Origin of the sequence: Nocardia sputorum (genome assembly GCF_027924405.1) — a bacterium.
Taxonomy (GTDB): Bacteria; Actinomycetota; Actinomycetes; order Mycobacteriales; family Mycobacteriaceae; genus Nocardia; species Nocardia sputorum.
Genome location: NZ_AP026978.1, coordinates 874,003 through 892,253, shown reverse-complemented (window position 1 = coordinate 892,253; position 18,251 = coordinate 874,003). Strand labels below are relative to the sequence as shown.

General features: G+C 69.1%; 17 protein-coding genes. 9 read left to right on the top strand and 8 right to left on the bottom strand.

Features of this window, described 5'->3' with window-relative positions; genetic code table 11:
- From mshB to typA, 3 genes are all read right to left on the bottom strand, one after another.
- Entirely contained in the window at window positions 1-885 is an 885-nt protein-coding gene (gene mshB, locus QMG86_RS03920) for an N-acetyl-1-D-myo-inositol-2-amino-2-deoxy-alpha-D-glucopyranoside deacetylase (protein ID WP_281877735.1), read from the bottom strand.
- Window positions 882-2,660: an ABC transporter family substrate-binding protein gene (locus QMG86_RS03915; RefSeq protein WP_434085532.1), complete on the bottom strand. Its 1,779-nt coding sequence runs from the start codon at window positions 2,658-2,660 to the stop codon at window positions 882-884. Before QMG86_RS03915 ends, mshB begins: the two co-directional genes overlap by 4 nt.
- An 800-nt stretch (window positions 2,661-3,460) precedes the next feature.
- Window positions 3,461-5,359: a translational GTPase TypA gene (typA, locus tag QMG86_RS03910; RefSeq protein WP_281877733.1), complete on the bottom strand. Its 1,899-nt coding sequence runs from the start codon at window positions 5,357-5,359 to the stop codon at window positions 3,461-3,463.
- A gap of 230 nt (window positions 5,360-5,589) precedes the next feature.
- Between typA and QMG86_RS03905 the strand changes: the two genes are divergently transcribed.
- Window positions 5,590-5,766, top strand: a complete 177-nt coding sequence (locus QMG86_RS03905) for a hypothetical protein (RefSeq protein WP_085994939.1) — start codon at window positions 5,590-5,592, stop codon at window positions 5,764-5,766.
- Window positions 5,767-5,818: 52 nt separating this feature from the next.
- Window positions 5,819-6,106, top strand: a complete 288-nt coding sequence (locus QMG86_RS03900) for a 4a-hydroxytetrahydrobiopterin dehydratase (protein WP_281877731.1) — start codon at window positions 5,819-5,821, stop codon at window positions 6,104-6,106.
- A gap of 455 nt (window positions 6,107-6,561) precedes the next feature.
- Here the strand turns inward: QMG86_RS03900 and QMG86_RS03895 are convergent, their stop codons facing one another.
- On the bottom strand, window positions 6,562-7,791 hold the full coding sequence (locus tag QMG86_RS03895) for a mannosyltransferase (RefSeq protein WP_281877730.1): 1,230 nt from the start codon (window positions 7,789-7,791) through the stop codon (window positions 6,562-6,564).
- Between the two features lie 321 nt (window positions 7,792-8,112).
- Here QMG86_RS03895 and QMG86_RS03890 point away from each other — a divergent pair, with 321 nt between their 5' ends.
- Both QMG86_RS03890 and QMG86_RS03885 read left to right on the top strand, forming a co-directional pair.
- Complete coding sequence (locus QMG86_RS03890) at window positions 8,113-8,913, top strand: Rv1157c family protein (RefSeq protein ID WP_159848285.1); 801 nt, start codon at window positions 8,113-8,115, stop codon at window positions 8,911-8,913.
- Window positions 8,914-9,041: 128 nt separating this feature from the next.
- Window positions 9,042-9,401, top strand: coding sequence for a hypothetical protein (locus tag QMG86_RS03885; RefSeq protein WP_281877727.1), 360 nt, complete (start codon window positions 9,042-9,044; stop codon window positions 9,399-9,401).
- Window positions 9,402-9,675: 274 nt separating this feature from the next.
- Here QMG86_RS03885 and QMG86_RS03880 read toward each other — a convergent pair whose 3' ends face one another.
- From QMG86_RS03880 to QMG86_RS03870, 3 genes are all read right to left on the bottom strand, one after another.
- Window positions 9,676-10,389 carry a DUF1906 domain-containing protein gene (locus tag QMG86_RS03880; RefSeq protein WP_281877725.1) on the bottom strand — a complete coding sequence of 238 codons (714 nt, stop codon included), beginning with the start codon at window positions 10,387-10,389 and terminating at the stop codon, window positions 9,676-9,678.
- 181 nt (window positions 10,390-10,570) lie between these two features.
- Entirely contained in the window at window positions 10,571-11,698 is a 1,128-nt protein-coding gene (locus QMG86_RS03875; protein ID WP_281877723.1) for a hypothetical protein, read from the bottom strand.
- A gap of 234 nt (window positions 11,699-11,932) precedes the next feature.
- Window positions 11,933-12,535, bottom strand: a complete 603-nt coding sequence (locus tag QMG86_RS03870) for a CHAP domain-containing protein (RefSeq protein ID WP_281877721.1) — start codon at window positions 12,533-12,535, stop codon at window positions 11,933-11,935.
- 199 nt (window positions 12,536-12,734) lie between these two features.
- On the opposite strand from QMG86_RS03870, the gene QMG86_RS03865 reads away from it, so the two are divergent.
- The 4 genes from QMG86_RS03865 to QMG86_RS03850 are packed head-to-tail and all read left to right on the top strand — an operon-like array spanning window position 12,735 to window position 16,306.
- Complete coding sequence (locus tag QMG86_RS03865) at window positions 12,735-13,385, top strand: ABC transporter permease (RefSeq protein ID WP_195086094.1); 651 nt, start codon at window positions 12,735-12,737, stop codon at window positions 13,383-13,385.
- On the top strand, window positions 13,378-14,574 hold the full coding sequence (locus QMG86_RS03860) for an ABC transporter ATP-binding protein (RefSeq protein WP_281877720.1): 1,197 nt from the start codon (window positions 13,378-13,380) through the stop codon (window positions 14,572-14,574). Before QMG86_RS03865 ends, QMG86_RS03860 begins: the two co-directional genes overlap by 8 nt.
- Window positions 14,571-15,335 (top strand): ABC transporter permease, encoded by a 765-nt coding sequence (locus QMG86_RS03855; protein ID WP_281877718.1) that lies wholly within the window; start codon window positions 14,571-14,573, stop codon window positions 15,333-15,335. The genes QMG86_RS03860 and QMG86_RS03855 overlap by 4 nt, the downstream gene beginning before the upstream one ends.
- Window positions 15,332-16,306, top strand: coding sequence for a glycine betaine ABC transporter substrate-binding protein (locus QMG86_RS03850; protein WP_281877716.1), 975 nt, complete (start codon window positions 15,332-15,334; stop codon window positions 16,304-16,306). The genes QMG86_RS03855 and QMG86_RS03850 overlap by 4 nt, the downstream gene beginning before the upstream one ends.
- A 126-nt stretch (window positions 16,307-16,432) precedes the next feature.
- Here QMG86_RS03850 and QMG86_RS03845 read toward each other — a convergent pair whose 3' ends face one another.
- Window positions 16,433-17,074: a TIGR03086 family metal-binding protein gene (locus QMG86_RS03845; protein ID WP_281877714.1), complete on the bottom strand. Its 642-nt coding sequence runs from the start codon at window positions 17,072-17,074 to the stop codon at window positions 16,433-16,435.
- A gap of 89 nt (window positions 17,075-17,163) precedes the next feature.
- Between QMG86_RS03845 and QMG86_RS03840 the strand changes: the two genes are divergently transcribed.
- The gene (locus QMG86_RS03840) at window positions 17,164-18,135 is read left to right on the top strand and encodes a helix-turn-helix transcriptional regulator (RefSeq protein WP_281877712.1); all 972 of its coding nucleotides are present in this window, start codon (window positions 17,164-17,166) and stop codon (window positions 18,133-18,135) included.
- Window positions 18,136-18,251: the final 116 nt, after the last annotated feature.

Sequence of the window (18,251 nt, the reverse complement as noted above, 5' to 3'; positions counted from 1 at the left end):
TCACTCCAGTCCGGCGAACAGATCGTGTTCCCGCCCGTCCGGCCCGAGCGGGCCGACCCGTCCGCGCACCAGGATGAAGTGCTCTTCGGGCAGCACCGGCTGAGCGACGTTGTTCGACAGCGCGAATTCGCGGCCGGAGGGGGCGACGGTGACCTGGGTGGCGTGCGCGCGCAGCGCGGCGCGCTTGGCCGTCAGCACCTCGGAGACGTCGATCGTGGTGGTCACCGCGTCGCTGGGCACGCTCGCGAGCTCGCCTTCGGCGGGCAGCCGCCACCCGGGCGGCAGCGCGCCGGGCAGCCCCGCGGCCGTGCGCCGGGCCAACGCGGCGGTGTGCAGCCGCAGCATGTCGGCGTCGGTGACGGTCCAATAGAACTTCGGTGTGTCCCACCCCCGGTCCGCCGCGTCCCGCACCGCGGCCGTGGTGATCTCGTGGGCCCGGATGTGGTCGGGATGGCCGTAGCCGCCGTCCGGGTCGTAGCCGACCACGACGCGCGGCCGCAGTTCGAGCAGCACGTCCGTGAGCGCCCGCACCGCCTCGTCCCCGGAGCGCACGAAGACCCGCGGTTTGTCCGCGGCGGGTGTGCCCGCCATGCCGGAGTCACGCCAGCGGCCCGCGCCACCGAGGAAACGGGGCGGGCCCGCGTCCAGCGCTTCCAGCGCGCGAGTCAGCTCGCGCACGCGGTAGCCGCCGAGCTGGTCGGCGTGCTCCGCGGTGAGCAGCGCCCACTCCTCGCCGATCACCTCCCCCTCTTCGCCGAGGGTGCAGGTGAGCACGGTGACGGGCACGCCGCGCCTGCGGTAGTGCGCGATCGTGCCTCCGGTGGTGATGGACTCGTCGTCCGGGTGGGCGTGGACCAGCAGCAACCCGCCCGTCGCCGCCGTCACGGGATCCTGCGCCACATGGACGCGTCGCCGAAGATGCCGACTTGGATCGCGCCGCTGAGCGAGGCGCCGTCCAGCCGGGGACCGGCCGCGGCGACGGCGTTGTCCTGCACGATCGGCAGCACCGTCGCCATGGCCCACAGTTTGGGCTCCGCTTCGGCGAGCACCCGTCCCACGTCACCGCCGCGCAGGGCCTCCTCGATCGCGGGTTGCAGAGCCGGATCGCACACACCGGACAGGTTGCTCGGAGCCCGTTGCGCCGCTTCCGCGATGGCCTGCGCCGGGCCGGTGACCCCGGGCAGCGCGGGCGGCGGGCAGCCGTAGCGGGACGCCAGCACGGTCGCGGGATCGGATCCGGCCACCTCCCAGCCGACGATCGCGTCCACCGTGCCCTCGAGCAGTTCCTTGCCGTACAACTCGTCGGCGGCGACACTGCGCACCGTCGCGTCGATGCCGGCGCTGCGCAGCTGATCGGCGGCGGTATTGGCCACGGCCAGGGCGGTGGCGTCCCGGTCGACCGCGCCGATGCGCACGACCAGCGGCTTGCCGTCCTTGCCCACGGTGCGCGGCTGCGGCGCGGGCGAGGTCGGGGAGATCGCGTGCGGCGGTTCCGGCGCGCGGCCGTACCCTGCGGCGGCGAGCAGAGCGAACGCCTCCTCCGCCGACGGCCGCGGCGGAGCGGTCGGGGCGTAGCCGGGATCGGACGGCGCGAGCACCTGCGCGCGAGCCGGCTCCACCCAATTGCCGGTCTGCGCGCCCACGGTCGCCAGCAGCGCGGGATCGAGCAGGGCCAGCACACCCGAGCGGACCCGCGGATCGCTCAGTTCGCCTTTGCGCCCGTTCAGCACCATCTGCAGCACCCGCGACTGCGGCATGATCGCCGTCCGCACGGAGGGAATCGCCCCCAGTTGCGCCTGGGTCGCCACGCCGCCGTGGACCAGCGCCGTTTGGACGTCGCCGGTGCGCAGCGAGCCCGCCAGTTGCGCGGGCGTGCCGCCGCGGCGCAGCAGGATCTGGCCCGGCATCGCCGGCGTGCCCCAGAAGCGGTCGTTGCGTTCCAGCAGCATCTCGTCGCGCCCGGGGTCCGCCGAACGGATCCCGAACGGGCCTCCGGACACCCGGACGCCGTTGACCTGGCCGTTCATGCCCCGGGCGAACCCGCCGGGCGCGTCCTTCAGCAGGTGCGACGGCAGCAGATCGGTGAACAATTCGCGCCAGCCGGGGTAGGGCTGCGACATCACGACGGTGACCGTCTTGCCACCCGCCGACGAGTTGACGTCCGAAATCATCCGGTACCCGGCCGGGTCGACGACCCCCGGTTCGGAGATCATCTCCTGCCACAGATAGCGGAAGTCCTCGGCCGCGATCGGCGCCCCGTCCGACCAGGACGCTTCGTTGCGCAGCTTGTAGGTGATCGTGAACGGCTCCGGCGCGGTCACCTCGGCAGAGACCAGCAACGACGAATCCGGCACCCAGGCCGTCGCCCCGGGCCGCGCCGGATCGAGCACCGGCCGGAACGGGCTCGGCAGCACCAGTGACGCGATCGCGGAGGTGGCGGCGGACTGGTCCGAGCGCAGATGCGGATTGAAGGCGGTACCGATGGTGTCCAGCGCGACCACCACGGTCGTCTCCGCGGGCTTGACCGGTGTGGTCTTCGGGCTGTCGGTGCTCTCGATGGGCGGCGGCGGATTCGCCGCACAGCTGCTGATCAAGGTCAGCACTGCCACGGTCGGCAACAACGTGCGCCACGCTGCGCGTTTTCCTGCGCCCACTTTCACGCTCGGGAACTCTACCGTACGGTCGAGTCTGTTCCCAGATTCCCGTTGACGAGCGGAAAAACGACACGATCGCACGGATATCAACGGAGTGGAAACACGAGCTCGCCGCATCGCCCGGGACACCGCACGCACATACACCTGCGGGAACATCCGCAAATATTCGGCGTACCCAGCCGCGGCGACACACCTGCGGAGTTGCGCGACTATCCGGACGCGCCTCTCCGGCATTCACGCGACCGCGAGCGAAATGCACTCGCCCGCCAAAGTGAGATTTCGCGCCGACACGCCGAACAGAAAGCGAACTCTCTTCTTCGAGAAGCTATCCGCAGGTATCGCGCCCTCCGCAAGCCTGGGACAGCTGTACCGCAGGCCGTCCAGCCGGCGAGGTGGCTCACCCCGGTCGACCGTGTGCGCGGGCATCAAAGCGATACGCGATAAAGCGGGAAGAAACCTTGCCGATCTTCACCGCAGGTGCGCAACTTCCATAGCGCGGTATCGGTTGCCGATTTCCCCAGCTCCCCGGATCGAAGCACCTCTTCGAGGCGATTCCGCGCAAACGGAGCCAATTATCCTTATTCATATTGCGTTCGCCCGATAATCAGAGGCCGAAAAGTATCCGGAAATCGATCGGCTTCGAAGGGATGATCGGTACCGGACTATGCCGGAACCACATCACGAAGCAGTTTCGAATATCTTCTCGCCGAGCGGGAATTTCTCCGCACGGAAGCCTTCTCCGGCTTCCGCCCACCGGCGAACGGGATTCGACCGCAGCGCCATCGAATCCCGTTCGCGACAAGCGATTACAGCGCCGCGCGGTCCCGCGCCTTGCGCCGGGACAGTTCCCGCGCCCGCTCGTTCTGCCCGAGGATCACCTTGCGGACCCGGACCACTTCCGGGGTGACCTCGACGCACTCGTCGGCGGCGCAGAACTCCATGGCGCCTTCCAGATCCAGCTGCAACGGCTTGGCCAGGGTCTCGATCACATCAGCGGTCGAGCTGCGCATATTGGTCAGCTTCTTCTCGCGCGTGACGTTGATGTCGAGATCCTCCGCGCGCGGGTTGACGCCGACGACGTGGCCCTCGTAGGTGTCCGCGCCGGGCTCCACGAAGAACTGGCCACGGTCGGCCAGCTGGATCATGGCGAACGGCGTCACCGTGCCCGACCGGTCGGAGACCAGCGAACCGGTGTGCCTGGCCCGGATCTCGCCCGCCCACGGCGCGTACCCGTGCGAGACGGCGTTGGCGATGCCGGTGCCGCGGGTCTCGGTGAGGAAGTCGGTGCGGAAGCCGATCAGGCCACGCGACGGAACGATGAACTCCATCCGCACCCAGCCCGCGGCGTGGTTGCTCATCTGCACCATCTTGCCCTTGCGCGCGGCAAGCAGCTGGGTGATCGCGCCGAGGTACTCGTCGGGGCAGTCGATGGTCAGCTCTTCGTACGGCTCGTGCACCTTGCCGTCGACCTGCTTGGTGACCACCTGCGGCTTGCCGACGGTCAGCTCGAAGCCTTCCCGGCGCATGGTCTCGACCAGGATGGCCAGCGCGAGCTCACCGCGCCCCTGCACCTCCCAGGCGTCCGGGCGGCCGATGTCGAGCACGCGCAGCGACACGTTGCCGACCAGCTCCTGATCCAGGCGCGCCTTCACCATGCGGGCGGTCAGCTTGTGGCCCTGCACCCGCCCGACCAGCGGCGAGGTGTTGGTGCCGATGGTGACCGAGATGGCGGGCTCGTCGACGGTGATGCGCGGCAGTGCGACCGGATCGTCGATGTCGGCGAGGGTGTCACCGATCATGATGTCCGGGATGCCCGCGATGGCGACGATGTCGCCCGCCACGGCCACTTCACCGGGCTGGCGCTCCACGCCGATCGTCTGCAGCAGCTCGGTGATCTTCACCTGCTTGACGCCGTCGGCGTGCATCCACGCGACGTTCTGGCCCTTGCGCAGTTCTCCGTTGTGGATGCGGACGAGCGCGAGGCGACCGAGGAACGCCGAGGCGTCCAGGTTGGTGACGTGCGCCTGAAGCGGCGCCGCCGGATCGCCCTTCGGCGCGGGAATGTACTCCAGCAGCACGTCGAACAGCGCGTCGAGGTTCTCCGCGTTCGGGGGGTTGCCGTTCTCCGGACGCTCCTTGGACGCCTTGCCCTCGCGCCCGGAGGCGTACAGCACCGGCAGATCCAGGGCCAGTTCGGCCGCTTCGGCCGCGGCGTCGTCCAGATCGGAGGCCAGGTCGAGCAGCAGATCGTGGCTCTCCTCGACGACCTCCTCGATGCGGGCGTCGGGGCGGTCGGTCTTGTTCACCACCAGGATCACCGGCAGCGAGGCGGCCAACGCCTTGCGCAGCACGAACCGGGTCTGCGGCAGCGGCCCCTCCGACGCGTCCACCAGCAGCACCACGCCGTCCACCATGGACAGGCCGCGCTCGACCTCGCCACCGAAGTCGGCGTGGCCGGGGGTGTCGATGACATTGATGACGGTGACCGAGCCGTCCGGGTGGTGGCGGTGCACCGCCGTGTTCTTGGCGAGAATGGTGATGCCCTTCTCGCGTTCCAGGTCGCCGGAGTCCATCACGCGGTCGACGGGCTCGGCCCGCTCGGCGAAGGCGCCCGACTGGCGCAGCATGGCGTCGACCAGGGTCGTCTTGCCGTGGTCGACGTGGGCCACGATGGCGACGTTGCGAAAATCGCGTGCAGACGACACGCCTGAATCCTCCTGCTGTTCGGTGTGGGAGCCGACGGTGCTCGGCGTCCGGCCTGGACGGGACCCTACGTGGTTACGCAGGCTGCCGCCTCCGGGTCCTGACGCTCCCGCCGGGCTCCTTGCAGACAGGTGGAGAATCGAAACTCACCGGGCATCGCGGCCAGCTACACCCTACCGGCAGTCCGTCGGCGCAACGTTTCAGGCTTTGCACTTAGGGTACGCTAACCGCCGTGGGCAAGGTCAAAGCGAAGAAGGTTTCCAGCCTGAAACCCAAGAAGAAGTGCTGTCGGAAGAAGACGCGCTGCTTGAAGTGCCCCGTGGTCATCATGCGGATGAAGAAGTGCGAAGCGGCCGGAGTCACCGGCAAGGATCTGAAGAAGGCACTCAAACAGGCACGCGCCGCCTGACCCCCCGCCGCCACCTTTCCAGGGCGGCCCATGGCGAGTAGTAAGGAGTGTTATGGCCCAGCAGACACTGCTCTCCGATACCGAGATCGCCGAGGCCCTCACCGAACTGCCGGACTGGGCACGATCGGGCAACGCCTTGGTCCGCACCGTCGAGGCGCCCACCTTCCCCGCGGGCATCGAACTCGTGCGCCGGGTCGCCGAAGTCGCGGAAGAAGCCGATCACCACCCGGACATCGACATCCGCTGGCGCAAAGTCACCTTCACCTTGTCCACCCACTCCGCGGGCGGGCTCACGGCGCTGGACGTCGCGCTGGCGCACGAAATAGATCGGCTCTGTTAGATTCCAGCGCCTTCGGCGCTGGGTGTTCGCGGCAATGCTCGGTCTCGCTCCGCTCGAAAGACGCGGTTGCGGTGCGCTGAGCACGTCGGTATCGAAGCTCGCCGCCCAGATGTATTCGGCGACTTGCTAACGCTTGGAGCCGATCGGTGGCAGCTTGCCCGTCAACTACGCGGCGCCCGCGCAAACGCAAGCCGGGCCGCGAGCGGCGCTTGCTCGGTCTCGCTTCGCTCGAAACGGGAGTTGAGGTGCGCCGGGCGCGTCAGTCGTGAAAGTCCCCAGTCAGGCGGCCTGCGGGGTGTGGTGGCCGGGATCGGTTCCATTCGATTGCCACACGAACGCGGGCCAGAGTGCGAACGAGCCTGCTTGGTCTCGCTCCGCTCGAAGCGGGAGCTCAGCGCGGATGTTGCGGTCCGGTGTCCGACGATCGGACCTGACGCATTTCGGCCGCGACAGGACTACGCCGTGCGGGCGCGGCCCTCGGTGCTCTCGCGCGTCGACTCGGCGGGGTTCGAGCTCGCGAACCGGGGGCCGAAGCGGATCACCCAGAGGTAGAACGCCACGACGCCGAGCACGTCGACGGCGCCGAGCCAGGACAGTACGCCGGGGCGCGAGATGGTCCAGATCGAATCCTGGAAGAACGACAGCACCCACGGCACGCCGACGAACATGGTCACCAGCCAATACCCGGCCACGACGCGCGCGCCGGGCGCCCGGCGCAGCGGCCCGTAGACCAGCCACAGCACCGCGGGCAGTAGCCACACCCAGTGATGCGACCACGAGATGGGCGAGATCATCAGCCCGAACAGTTGCACCACGATCAGCGTGCCGAGCCGGTCCTCCGGGCCGAGCGCGCGCCACGCCAGGAACGCCAGCACCGCGACCACGAGTACGGCCGCGATCCACCACGGACCGGATTCCACGTCGTAGCCGAGAATCCGGCTCAGCGTGCCGCGCAGCGACTGATTCCACACCGATCCCACCGGGCCGATGCGGTCGGCGTCACCGAGCAGGGTGCCGAAGTACCGGCGCGCCTCGACCGGCGCGATCAGGAAACTCACCCCCACAGTCGCGCCGAACACCACCGCCGACCAGGCCACGGTCGCCCAGCGCCCGCGCGCGACGAAATAGAGGCCGGTGATCGCGGGCGTCAGTTTGATGCCTGCGACGATTCCGACCAGGCTGCCAGAGATCCACCACCGCGAGCTGCGCACCGCGAGCATCCCGCCGAGCACCAGGAAGACGTTGACCTGGCCGTAATCCATCGTGGTTCGCACCGGTTCGAGCCACAGGCCCAGCGCGGTCCAGCCGACGGTCGCGGCCCGCCACTGCGGCGTCCGCAGCCGCTCCGCTCCGAAGATCAGCTCCAGACTGATATGCACCACCGCGTACAACGCCGCGGCGATAGCCAGCAGCCAAGCCACCGCGACCACGGTGAACGGCAGGTAGTGCAGCGGGAAGAACACCAACGCCGCGAACGGCGGATAGGTGAACGGCAGCGGGAAGTCGGGCGTCTTCTCCGCGTAGGTGAAGTCATAGAGCTGGTCGGTCAGCAGCGCGGCCGATCCGCCGACGTAGACGTGCAGGTCGACGAGGTTCATCCCGTTCGTGGACAGCAGCATCCAGAGCAACCGGGCCAGCACGGACAGGCCCAGCGCCGACAAAGCCCATCGGAGGTGACGATTCAAATCACTGGCTTTCGGCTCGAGTGCGGTGCGTCGGCGGGGCACGCCCGGACTTCGATGTTGTGGCGACAGCGCGGACGGCAACGATTAGATTAACCGCAGCGCGAATGCGGGCGGTCGCACCCTCGAACCACCGGTAACATTTGCATCAACTTTCACACCAGTAACATCGGGGCGCGGTAAGTTCGGCTCACACTGATCGTCCACGGCGCCTTCGGGACGCCGCGGCTGTACACATAGCCGCAATGTCCCTAGAGTGACCCCCGAAACGATGGCTTTTAGCAATCGAACCCTGATGTACCCGAGGTAAGGACGGCCAGACCAGTGCTTCGCACCCGAGGATCGCGGATCGCATTGTCCGCACTCGCTATCGCGGCGAGTGCCACGCTTGCCGCGCCGACGACAGCAATCGCGGCCCCTGCGCCCGCCCCCGCGGCGCTTACGAACAGCGTTCCCATGGTTCCCGAAGGTGTTCCGGTGGACGCGCTGGCCGCACTCGCCCCGGCCATCGTCGGCGCCGTCGCCGGCCCGGCGGATATCGCGAGCCCCGCGGGCGTCGCGGGCCCGCAGTCGGCCATCCTGGATCAGGCGCGCAGGCTGCTGGCCACCCTGAACCTCCCGCCGCAGATCAAGTCGACGCTGGAACGGATCATCACCTTCCTCGACGGCAGCGGCGGCGGTGGTCCCGAGGTGCCGCAGGACGGCCCCGCGATCGCGCAGTTCCTCTACCCGACCATCGGCAAGGGCTGCATCGGCCCGAGCGCCGACTCGGTGGGCACCGCGCTGGCCGTGCCCGGCCCGGCCACGCTCCCGCCGCCCGGCCCGCAGGCGGGCCAGACCGGGTTCGTCTTCACCGCGCTCGGCACCAAGTCGCCGACGCCGGTGCAGAACCCGCCGATGACGGTGCAGTGGCTGAACCTGGACACCCGTCAGTCCGGCGTTCTGCCGCTGACCGACGAGGCCAAGATCAACCCGGACGGCCCCGCTACGCTGTCCGCGATCGCCGACACGGGCTTCGGCCGCGTGGTCGCGGTCGTCTCCGGCTCGCTGACCACCCAGTCCGCCGACGGGGAGGCGCGGACCTGCTCGTTCCTGCCGACGCTCGGGTTCTTCACCGTAGGCTGAGTTCTCGGTCGAGGGCGGCGACTCCATCGGGTCGCCGCCCTCGGTCGTTCCACGGGTCCGCGCCGAAACCTCGGACGGATCCGCCGCGACGCCCCACGAGCCGTCCGGACTGTGGTAGACCGCTAACTATGGCGACCATCGATCACTCGATACGCACGGCTCGTTCGATCCGCAGCAGGCGCTCGCACCGCTCGATCCTGTCCATCCGCTCGGAGGGGTCGATCCTGTCCATCGGGTCGGCCTACTCGATCCTGTCCATCGGCAGCGTGGGCTCGGTGCTGTCCATCGGGTCCGTGGGTTCGTTCGGCTCGGCGATCTCCTCGTTCTCGTTCGCCAGCCTCGGTTCCGCGTTCTCCGGCCTGTCCCGGTGGTCGCTGTTCGCCTGGCTCGGCGACCACGAAGCCCCGGACAGCCGCCCCTCCCTGCGCGTCGTCCCGGACGACGAGCCCGACCTGCGCGTCACACCGATCAGCCACTGCCAGACTTGAGTTTTTGGCACCGCCTGCGGCGGTGCGTGTTCGCGGCCCCTCTGTGGCTCGCGAACGGGACGGCGGCGGCGCTCAGTCGAACTGCATCGCCGGTACTCGCGTCGCCCATGAGCGCGTCGATGGGATACCTGCTGTCCCCGCGGTCACGATGACAGATCGCCGGGGGACCTTCACCCGACACAGCGGGCATTCGGGTGTCAGCTGGGCTGTGGCCGTTCGGGCGTGCGGGTGATGGAGCGAGTCTGCGGGGAAGCGCGGATAGGTGCGAGCCCTTTCACCACTGCCCGTATTCGGGTGTGAGCACGTTGTTCACATCGATCCCCACCCCGTCGATGGAGCGCTTGTCGATCTCGAATTGGTGCAGGTTGGCGGCCGGGTGCACGAAGCCCTTGGGGGTTCCCCAGTTGTGCTGCCAATACCAGGAACACAGGCCCGCGGTGCGGGCCAGTTCGATGGTCGGGGTGTTCGCGTAGATGCCGGTGTTCTCCTTGCCGAGCACGGCCTGCCAGCCCAGCAGGTACGGCGCGATCATGGTGGCGAAGTCGACGGGTGAGGGATTGTCGTCGATGGACGCGTAGATCGGGGCGTTGTCCGGGCCGCCGGCGGCGCGATGCAACGCGAGTCCGCGCTCGGCGTGCCGCTTGCCCGCCTCCAGCCCGCCGCGCCAGTCCGCGGTCGGCCCCTTGCCGAACTGGTAGCAGGAGACGATCTGCAGACCGGCTGCTTTGAGGTCGTCGACTTCCGGGGAGCGCAGCGGTTTTCCCGCCATCCACTCGGCGCCGGGCCTGCGATCGGACACGTAACGGATCACGCCGATATGTCCGGCATCGCGGATCGCCGCGGCCGCAGGGACGCCGCCGGCGTAATCGACCAAGGTGCCGAACGCGGGCCGCGCTGAGGCGGGAACTGGAGCGGCGGTCACGCCGACGACGGCCGCCGCGGCCGCGTAGGCGAACAGATCACGCCGGGATACCGAAATGGAACGCATCGTCGACTCCTTCGCGCAACCCCGACATGGATGGCAGCGTGCCCGGCGCACCTTCCCCAAAACCTCGCCGCGCGCCGGGAGCCTCGAACGTGAACTCATTTCACCACATTCACATTGGAACCGCTAGACCCAGGAGAAACATGTTTCACATTCGCCACACCGTACGCGCGGGTGGCGGACGTCAGGCGATGCCGTCGATGCGCGCGGCGACGTCGATGGTGCGCATCGCCGGGTCGGCGAGTTCTTTGCGGATCACCGCCGCCACCTGGGCGATGACCTGCTTCTTTATCCCTGCGAGCGCACCGAGGGCGGCCGCGCGCGCCCCGTGGGCGGTGAACTCCATCCGGATGTCGGCCGGGTCGGGCGGCGGCACGTCGATCACCACGCGCAGGGGGTCGGCGGCGCGGGCGGTGAGCACCAACGGCACCTCCACGTCGGCGCGGTAGTAATTGGCTTTCAGTACGGCCACCGTGATGTCCAGGCTCACCGGCAGCGTCAGGTCGAAGGCGACCGGATCCGCCGACCGGTCCGTCAGCCGTGGCATCCGGACCGCTCCGCGAACGGTGACCACGGCGCTGGCGCGCGGGCCCGTCCGCAGCGGCCCGACTTCGATCGGCCTGCCCGCCAAGCGTTCCACCACGTCGTGTACCCGCTCGCGCGTCACGATGCGGGAGAAGAACCGATGCCCGAACTCGTCGTAGCCGATCCAGTCGAACGCGCTCTTGTCCCGATACGCCGACCGTTTGCCCGCGACCATCGCCTCCACGTCGAACACCAGCCCCCGGCGGGTCTGCGGATCGGCCAGCATGGCATTCACCCGGGAGGCGACCTCCCGCTGCACCACCCCGGCGATCGGGTCGAGCAGCCATTCCCAGGCCGACTCGACCGCTTGGGCGCGCAGGACGAAGCTGATGTCCCGCTGGGTGATCGGCGGGATGTCGATGATGATGAGCACGGGTTCGGCGGTGCGGGCGTGCAGGGTCAGATCGATCTCGACCCTGGCCTCCAGACGCAGTTTCCGACCGCCGAGCAGCACCTTCAAAGTGAGCGAGACGGGGACGGTCACCTCGTATGTCACCCGTGGACCGCTGTGCAGCACGCGCGGGGCGCCGACTTTGCCCTCGGCCACGAAACCGGCGAGTCCGGCCGGGCCGATCGAGACCGGGCCGATAGTCAAACCGCGGCCCGTCATTCCGGAGACGGCGGATTCGATGCGGGCGGCGTTCACCGCGTGCGTGACGAAACGCTCGCCGAACTCGGCGTAGTCGATCCACGCGGGCGCGCTACTCGATTCGTCGGTCGGATGCATCAGGAGTTCCGGAACCCTCACCTCTCGATGGACACTCGACACGGTACGCGACCGATCGTGCGCCGCCCCGGAACGCGGTGGTCAGCCTGAGATCCCCGTCCTGCCGATGAGGGGGAAGCAGGGCGGGGATCGGCGGCGGCGCTGCCGGGCGCCGCCGAATCCATCGTAGGACCATCCGGCACGACGTTTCACCCGCATATCGGACAGATTCCGCGCACCGGGGAGGGGTGCTCATCACAATCGGCCGACACCGACCACACCCGGCACGTCGTCGAGCGCGAAGCGGTTGATCTGGATCTCGTCGTCCTCGTTGCCGCCGATCGTGGTCACCTGGCCGGCGTCGGCCCGCAAGACGATATTCGTGTGCTGGCCGAACGGGCTGGAGTCGTGATACAGCAGCACGTCACCGGTGCGCGGGCGGTACCCGGAGCCGAGTGGCACGAAGCGGCCGACGCTCTCGTAATACTCCTGCAAGGTGTAGACGCCGGGAATCCGCCAGGAGCCCGAGTGCGGGTTGGCCAGCGGCGCCCCCGCCTCGCGCATCACCCAGCTGACGAAGTCGGCGCACCACGCCTCTTCGGCGCCTTCCGCGTATTTCGTGCCCGCGCCCGGCTCGGCGAACTCGCGCTCGACGACCGCGACGATCTCTGCTTGGACCGCGTCGAGCGCCGACCGGTCCAGCGCCGGGAACTCGGTGAGGCGCTCGCCCACGACCGCTCCGCGGTCGGCTCGGTCCTGCCACCACAGGGCCCCGCCGAGAGCCGCCCCAGCTACGCCTAGCCCCGCCAACACGAGCGCGAGCCATCGCCCCGCCCGCGATCCCAGCTGTTGTGCCATCGCTCCCCCGATCCATTCCTGTGATGCTGTTGTCGAGCTTATGGATTTCGACGCACGAGCGCGCCGAAGGGTTCCCGGCGCCCTACGATCGGTTTCGCCGATCGAGCGGCGGGGCAACCCGCAGGAGCCGAAATCGCGTACGGCACCGGGAAAACCGCGCTAGTCTCCGGGAGAGATCAGCCGATGGGGAGGTACGGCCCTGGACACGCTGTGGACATTCATCGTGCACCGGCGGCACCAGTTGCTGGTCGACTCCTACCTGCACGTCTCGGCCGTGGTGCAATCGGTGCTGCTGGCCACGGTGGTCTCGGTGCTCATCGGAGTTCTGGTCTACCGCAGTCCGTTCGGCTCCTCGATCGCCTCCGCGCTGGCAGGCGCGGTGCTCACCGTTCCGTCGTTCGCGCTGCTCGGCCTGCTGATCCCGATCCTCGGCCTGGGCGTCGCACCGACGATCACCGCGCTCGTGGTGTACGCGCTGCTGCCGATCCTGCGCAACACCATCATCGGCCTCGATTCGGTGGACCCGGCCGTGACCGATGCGGCCCGCGGCGTGGGGATGAACCGCCTGCGGGTGCTCGCCCGCATCGAACTGCCGCTGGCCTGGCCCGCGATCCTGGCGGGCATGCGGGTGAGCACCCAGTTGATCATGGGTATCCTCGCGCTCGCCGCGTATGCCAAAGGCCCCGGGCTCGGCAACCTCATCTTCTCCGGCCTCGCGCGCCTCGGCAGTCCGAACGCGGTGCCGCAGGCTCTGGTCGGCACGATCCTCGTCGTCGTGCTCGCGCTCGTACTCGACGGGATCTACGTGCTGATCGGACGGCTCACCACCTCGAGGGGAATCCGTGACTGAGACCGAAACACCTGACGGGACCGCGGAATCCGTAGTCTCCGGCGTCGAGATCGTGCTGCACGCGGTGACCAAACACTATCCGGGGCAACGCGATCCGGCCGTGGACAGCGTTTCGCTGACCATCCCGGCCGGTGAGATCGTGGTGCTGGTCGGCCCGTCGGGCTGCGGCAAGACCACCACCATGCGGATGATCAACCGGCTGATCGAGCCCACCTCCGGCACCATCACGATCGACGGGCGCGACGCGGCGACGATCCATCCCGACCGGTTGCGCCGCGGCATCGGCTACTCGATCCAGCAGGCCGGACTGTTCCCGCACCTGACCGTCGCGAAGAACGTCGCGACGGTGCCTGGCCTGATCGGCTGGGACCGGCGGCGCATCGCGGCCCGGGTCGACGAGATGCTGGAGCTGGTCGGCCTCGACCCCGATACCTTCCGCGGCCGCTATCCCCGGCAGTTGTCCGGCGGCCAGCAGCAGCGCGTCGGCGTGGCCAGGGCGCTGGCGGCCGACCCGCCCGTGCTGCTGATGGACGAGCCGTTCGGGGCGGTCGATCCGATCACCCGTGGGCTGTTGCAGGACGAGTTGCTCCGTTTGCAAAGCGAACTCGGCAAGACGATCGTCTTCGTCACCCACGACTTCACCGAGGCGGTCAAGCTCGGCGATCGCATCGCGGTGCTCGGCGATCGGTCCCGGATCCTGCAGTACGACACGCCCGCGGCGATCCTGGCCGATCCGGCGGACGAGACGGTCGCCGGTTTCGTCGGCGCGGACGCCTCGCTCAAACAGCTCACCCTCACCCGCGTCGGGGATGTCGACCTCGGCGCCTGCCCCACCGCCACCGAGCAGGACCCGGTCGACGAACTGCGCGCCACGCTCGCGGGCCGGGACTGGCCGTGGGCGCTGGTGCTGGACGGTCAACGCCGGCCGCGCCGCTGGGTCTCGGCCGAACAGCTGGCGCACGCCGACTCGCTGCACGATCTCGGCTCACCGGTGCCGGAGACGTTGTCGCTGAAGTCGACGCTGCAAGACGCGCTGGACGCCTTGCTGACGCATCAGAGCGCCACCGCGGTGGTGACCGGGACGCGCGGCGAATACGTCGGGCTGATCACCATCGACACCCTGATCGGGCACCTGTCGGCGCTGCGGGCCGAACACGGCGGCCGCTCCGGGACGGACGGCGCGCCATGACCACGGCCGCCGTGACTCCCCCCGCCCAGCGCCGGGCCGAGCGCCTCCGGCTGGTCGCGCAACCCCTGCTCGTCCTGGTGCTCACCGCGGGCGTGCTGGTATGGGCGTTCGCCCGCGACCTCACCGCCACCCAGCGAGCGAGCCTGAACGCGGGCAATGTCGCGACCGTCACCTGGCAGCACGTGCTGATCACCGCGACGGTGGTGCTGATCGTGGTCGCGGTGGCCGTCCCGCTTGGCACCCTGCTCACCAGACCGGGATTCCGTCGTCTCACACCGGTGTTCGTCGGCATCGCGAACATCGGCGCGGCCGCCCCCGCCATCGGCCTGATCGTGCTGTTCTACCTGGCCACCCGCACCACCGGCTTCTGGATCGGCGTGGCGCCGATCGCGTTCTACTCGCTGCTCCCCGTACTGCGCAACACCATCCTGGGCTACCAGCAGGTGGACCCCACGCTCGTGGACGCGGGCCGTGGTCAGGGCATGTCGGCCCTGACGGTATTGCGCCGCATCGAGTTTCCCCTCGCGGTGCCGTACATCCTCGCGGGGTTGCGGACGTCGCTGGTGCTCGCGGTCGGCACCGCGACGCTGTCGTTCCTGGTGAGCGCGGGCGGTCTCGGCATCCTGATCGACACCGGCTACAAACTGCGCGACAACGTCACGCTGGTGGTCGGCGCGGTGCTCGCGGTGGCACTGGCCCTGCTGGTGGACTGGCTCGGCGCGGTCGCCGAAGCGTTCCTCGGGCCGAGGGGGCTGAAATGAGCCGGGCATGGCGCGCGCTCGCCCTGGGGGTGGGGATGGTTTTGCTGGCCGCCTGCGGGTTGCAATCCGGCAGCGCGGTGCCGCTGCGGGTGGGGCCGGGCAGCATCCGCCCGATCCCCGAACTCGACGGTGTGCGCATCACGGTGGGTTCCAAGGATTTCACCGAGCAGAACATCCTCGGGTACCTCATCGAGTTCGCCTTGACGGCGGCGGGCGCCGACGTGCGCGACCTGACCAACATCCAGGGCTCCAACAGCGTGCGCGACGCCCAGCTGCACGGGCAGATCGATCTCGCCTACGACTACACCGGCACCGGCTGGATCAACTACCTCGGCAACGAGACGCCGGTCCCGGACGAGATCGGCCAGTTCGAGGCGGTGCGCGACGCCGATCTGGCCCGGCACGGCATGGTGTGGGCCGCCATGGCGCCGATGAACAACACCTACGCGCTGGTCATGAGCGCGCGCACCGCCCAGGAGACCGGCGTGCGCACACTGTCGGACTACGCGCGGCTCGTCGCCGCCGACCCCGCCGCAGCGGCCATTTGCGTCGGCACCGAATTCAACGTCCGGCAGGACGGCTTCCCCGGCTTGGCCCGCAAATACGAGATCGACGCGGGCAAGGTGCGCAAGCAGATCGTCCAGGACCCGGTGGTCTACCAGGCGACCGCCGACGGCAGACAGTGCCGTTTCGGATCGGTGGCCGCCACCGACGGACGCATCCCGGCGTTGAATCTTGTGCTGTTGCAGGACGATCGCGGATTCTTCCCGAAGTACAACGCCGCTCTGGTGCTGCGCAAGAGTTTCGCCGACGAGCACCCGGAGGTGATCACGATCCTGACGCCGATCTCGCAGCGTCTCACCAACGAGGCGATCACCGAGCTCAACCGCCAGGTCGACGTGGACGGACGCGAACCGGCGGAGGTGGCTCGAGACTGGATGGTCGCACAAGGGTTCGTCACCGCGCTCTGACCGTCGAGTCGAGAACGACACCCTATGAGGTGGCCGGAGGCCGTTCGATGAACCGCCCGCTGGAGGCAGCGCGCCACCACACCGTCCGCGGGGCTCGGTCGGTGAGCCCCGCGTCGACGGGGCTGCTCAGCGCGGATCGCGGCCCAGGTAGCGCAGCAGTTCTCCCAGGGCGCCGTCGGACGGACCGTCCACGATCGCGGCGTAGGCCCCCCACTGACGCAGCGGTTCGGTGATCTCCGCCGTCTCACCGGTGCCGGGCGCGGGGTGACCGGCCCGAGCGGCGGTGAGCAGGTGGGCGGCGAGTTCATCGGTCAACGGGGACGGCTGACCGGTCGCGATCGCGATGTCCCAGGCGTGCACCGCGGCGTCCAGTGCGCACAGGACCGCGGCCACCGGGGTGGGGAGCGCGCCGTGCGGCAGCGGGGTGGGCACGGTTTCGGTGGCGTCGTCGACCGTGGTCCAGGCGAAGGCGGTCTGCTCGACCGCCACGCGCACCAAGTCCGCAGGAGTGCCATCGATCGCGCCGGAGGGCGCGAACGGGTTGTAAGCCGGGCCCTCGCCGATGCCGAGGGACTTCGCGTATGCCAGCTGGTCACCGGCGGCGTGCTGCACCACCTGCGTCACATCCCATTCCGAACACGGGGTGGGCAGGCGCCACTGATCCGCGCGCACCCCAGCGACGACGCTCTCGAGCGCGTGGTGGGAATCGGCGAGCACGTCCCGCCAAACGGGGAGCAGAGTCGCGGCGGTGGTGGTGGTGGTGTTCATGTCGGGAGCCTTTCGGTCGTTCTCGCTGATGACACAAGCCTATCGGCGTATTAGGCTACTTTCTTTCCTAATGGCTCAGGAGGAGAAAAGTGGCGTCGACCACACCCCGGCTGTTGCGATTGCTCGCACTGCTTCAGGACCGCGCGCACACCGGCCGCGAGCTCGCCGAGCGGCTCGGCGTCACCGATCGCACCCTGCGCCACGACATTCAGCGCCTGCGCGAACTGGGCTATCCGGTGCACGCCGGACGCGGCGCGATCGGCGGCTACCGGCTCGGCCGCGGCGCGACCATGCCGCCCTTGCTGCTGGACGACGACGAAGCGGTGGCCGTGGCGGTCGCGGTCGGGCTCGCCGAGGACGGCTCCACCGGCATCGCGGACATCGCCGAGCACGTCACCAGAGCGCTGGGCAAACTGGATCAGATCCTGCCGAAACGATTGCAGCGCAAAGTGTCCGCACTGCGCGAGGCGACGGCGATCGGACCTGCCACCACCGGATCGCGCGAGCCGGACGCACCGGTTCCCGCCGCTGTGCTCACCACCCTGGCCGGCGCCATCCGCGACGGTGCGACGGTGCGGATCGCCGAAGCCGATGCCGAGTGTTCCGCCGACATCGAGCCGTACCGGCTGATCAACTGGCAGCGCCGCTGGTACCTGGTCGCCTACCGCCTGGACGACCACACCTGGGTTGCGATTCCGGTCGCCCGCGTCCTGCGCGCGGAGACGACTTCGCGCCGTTTCGCCGCCCGCTCGCTCCCCGACGACGATCTGGTGGCCTTCGTCATGCGCCACATCGCTACGACGGGGTGGCGGGTGCAGGCCCGGGTCACCGTGCTCGCGCCCGCCGAAACCGTTGTCGCCCGGATCAATCCCGCCGTCGGCGTGGTCGAGGCGGTGGACGCCGACACCTGCGTGCTGTACACCGGCGCGGACGCGCTGGAGACGATCGCGATCTACCTGTCCATGCTGATGATGGATTTCCGCGTCGACGGCCCGCCCGAACTCGTTGCCCACATCCGCACTCTCGGCCGCCGGTACACCGAGGCAGTTGCCGACAGCTGATTTTGGAGGCGTCCGAACGTGATTCGCCGGCCACCGACGCGGTACACGGTCACGCACACGAGACCTAGCGCGCGACCTTCGGCACTCGACAAGCAGAGTCGCGGGTACCGACTACG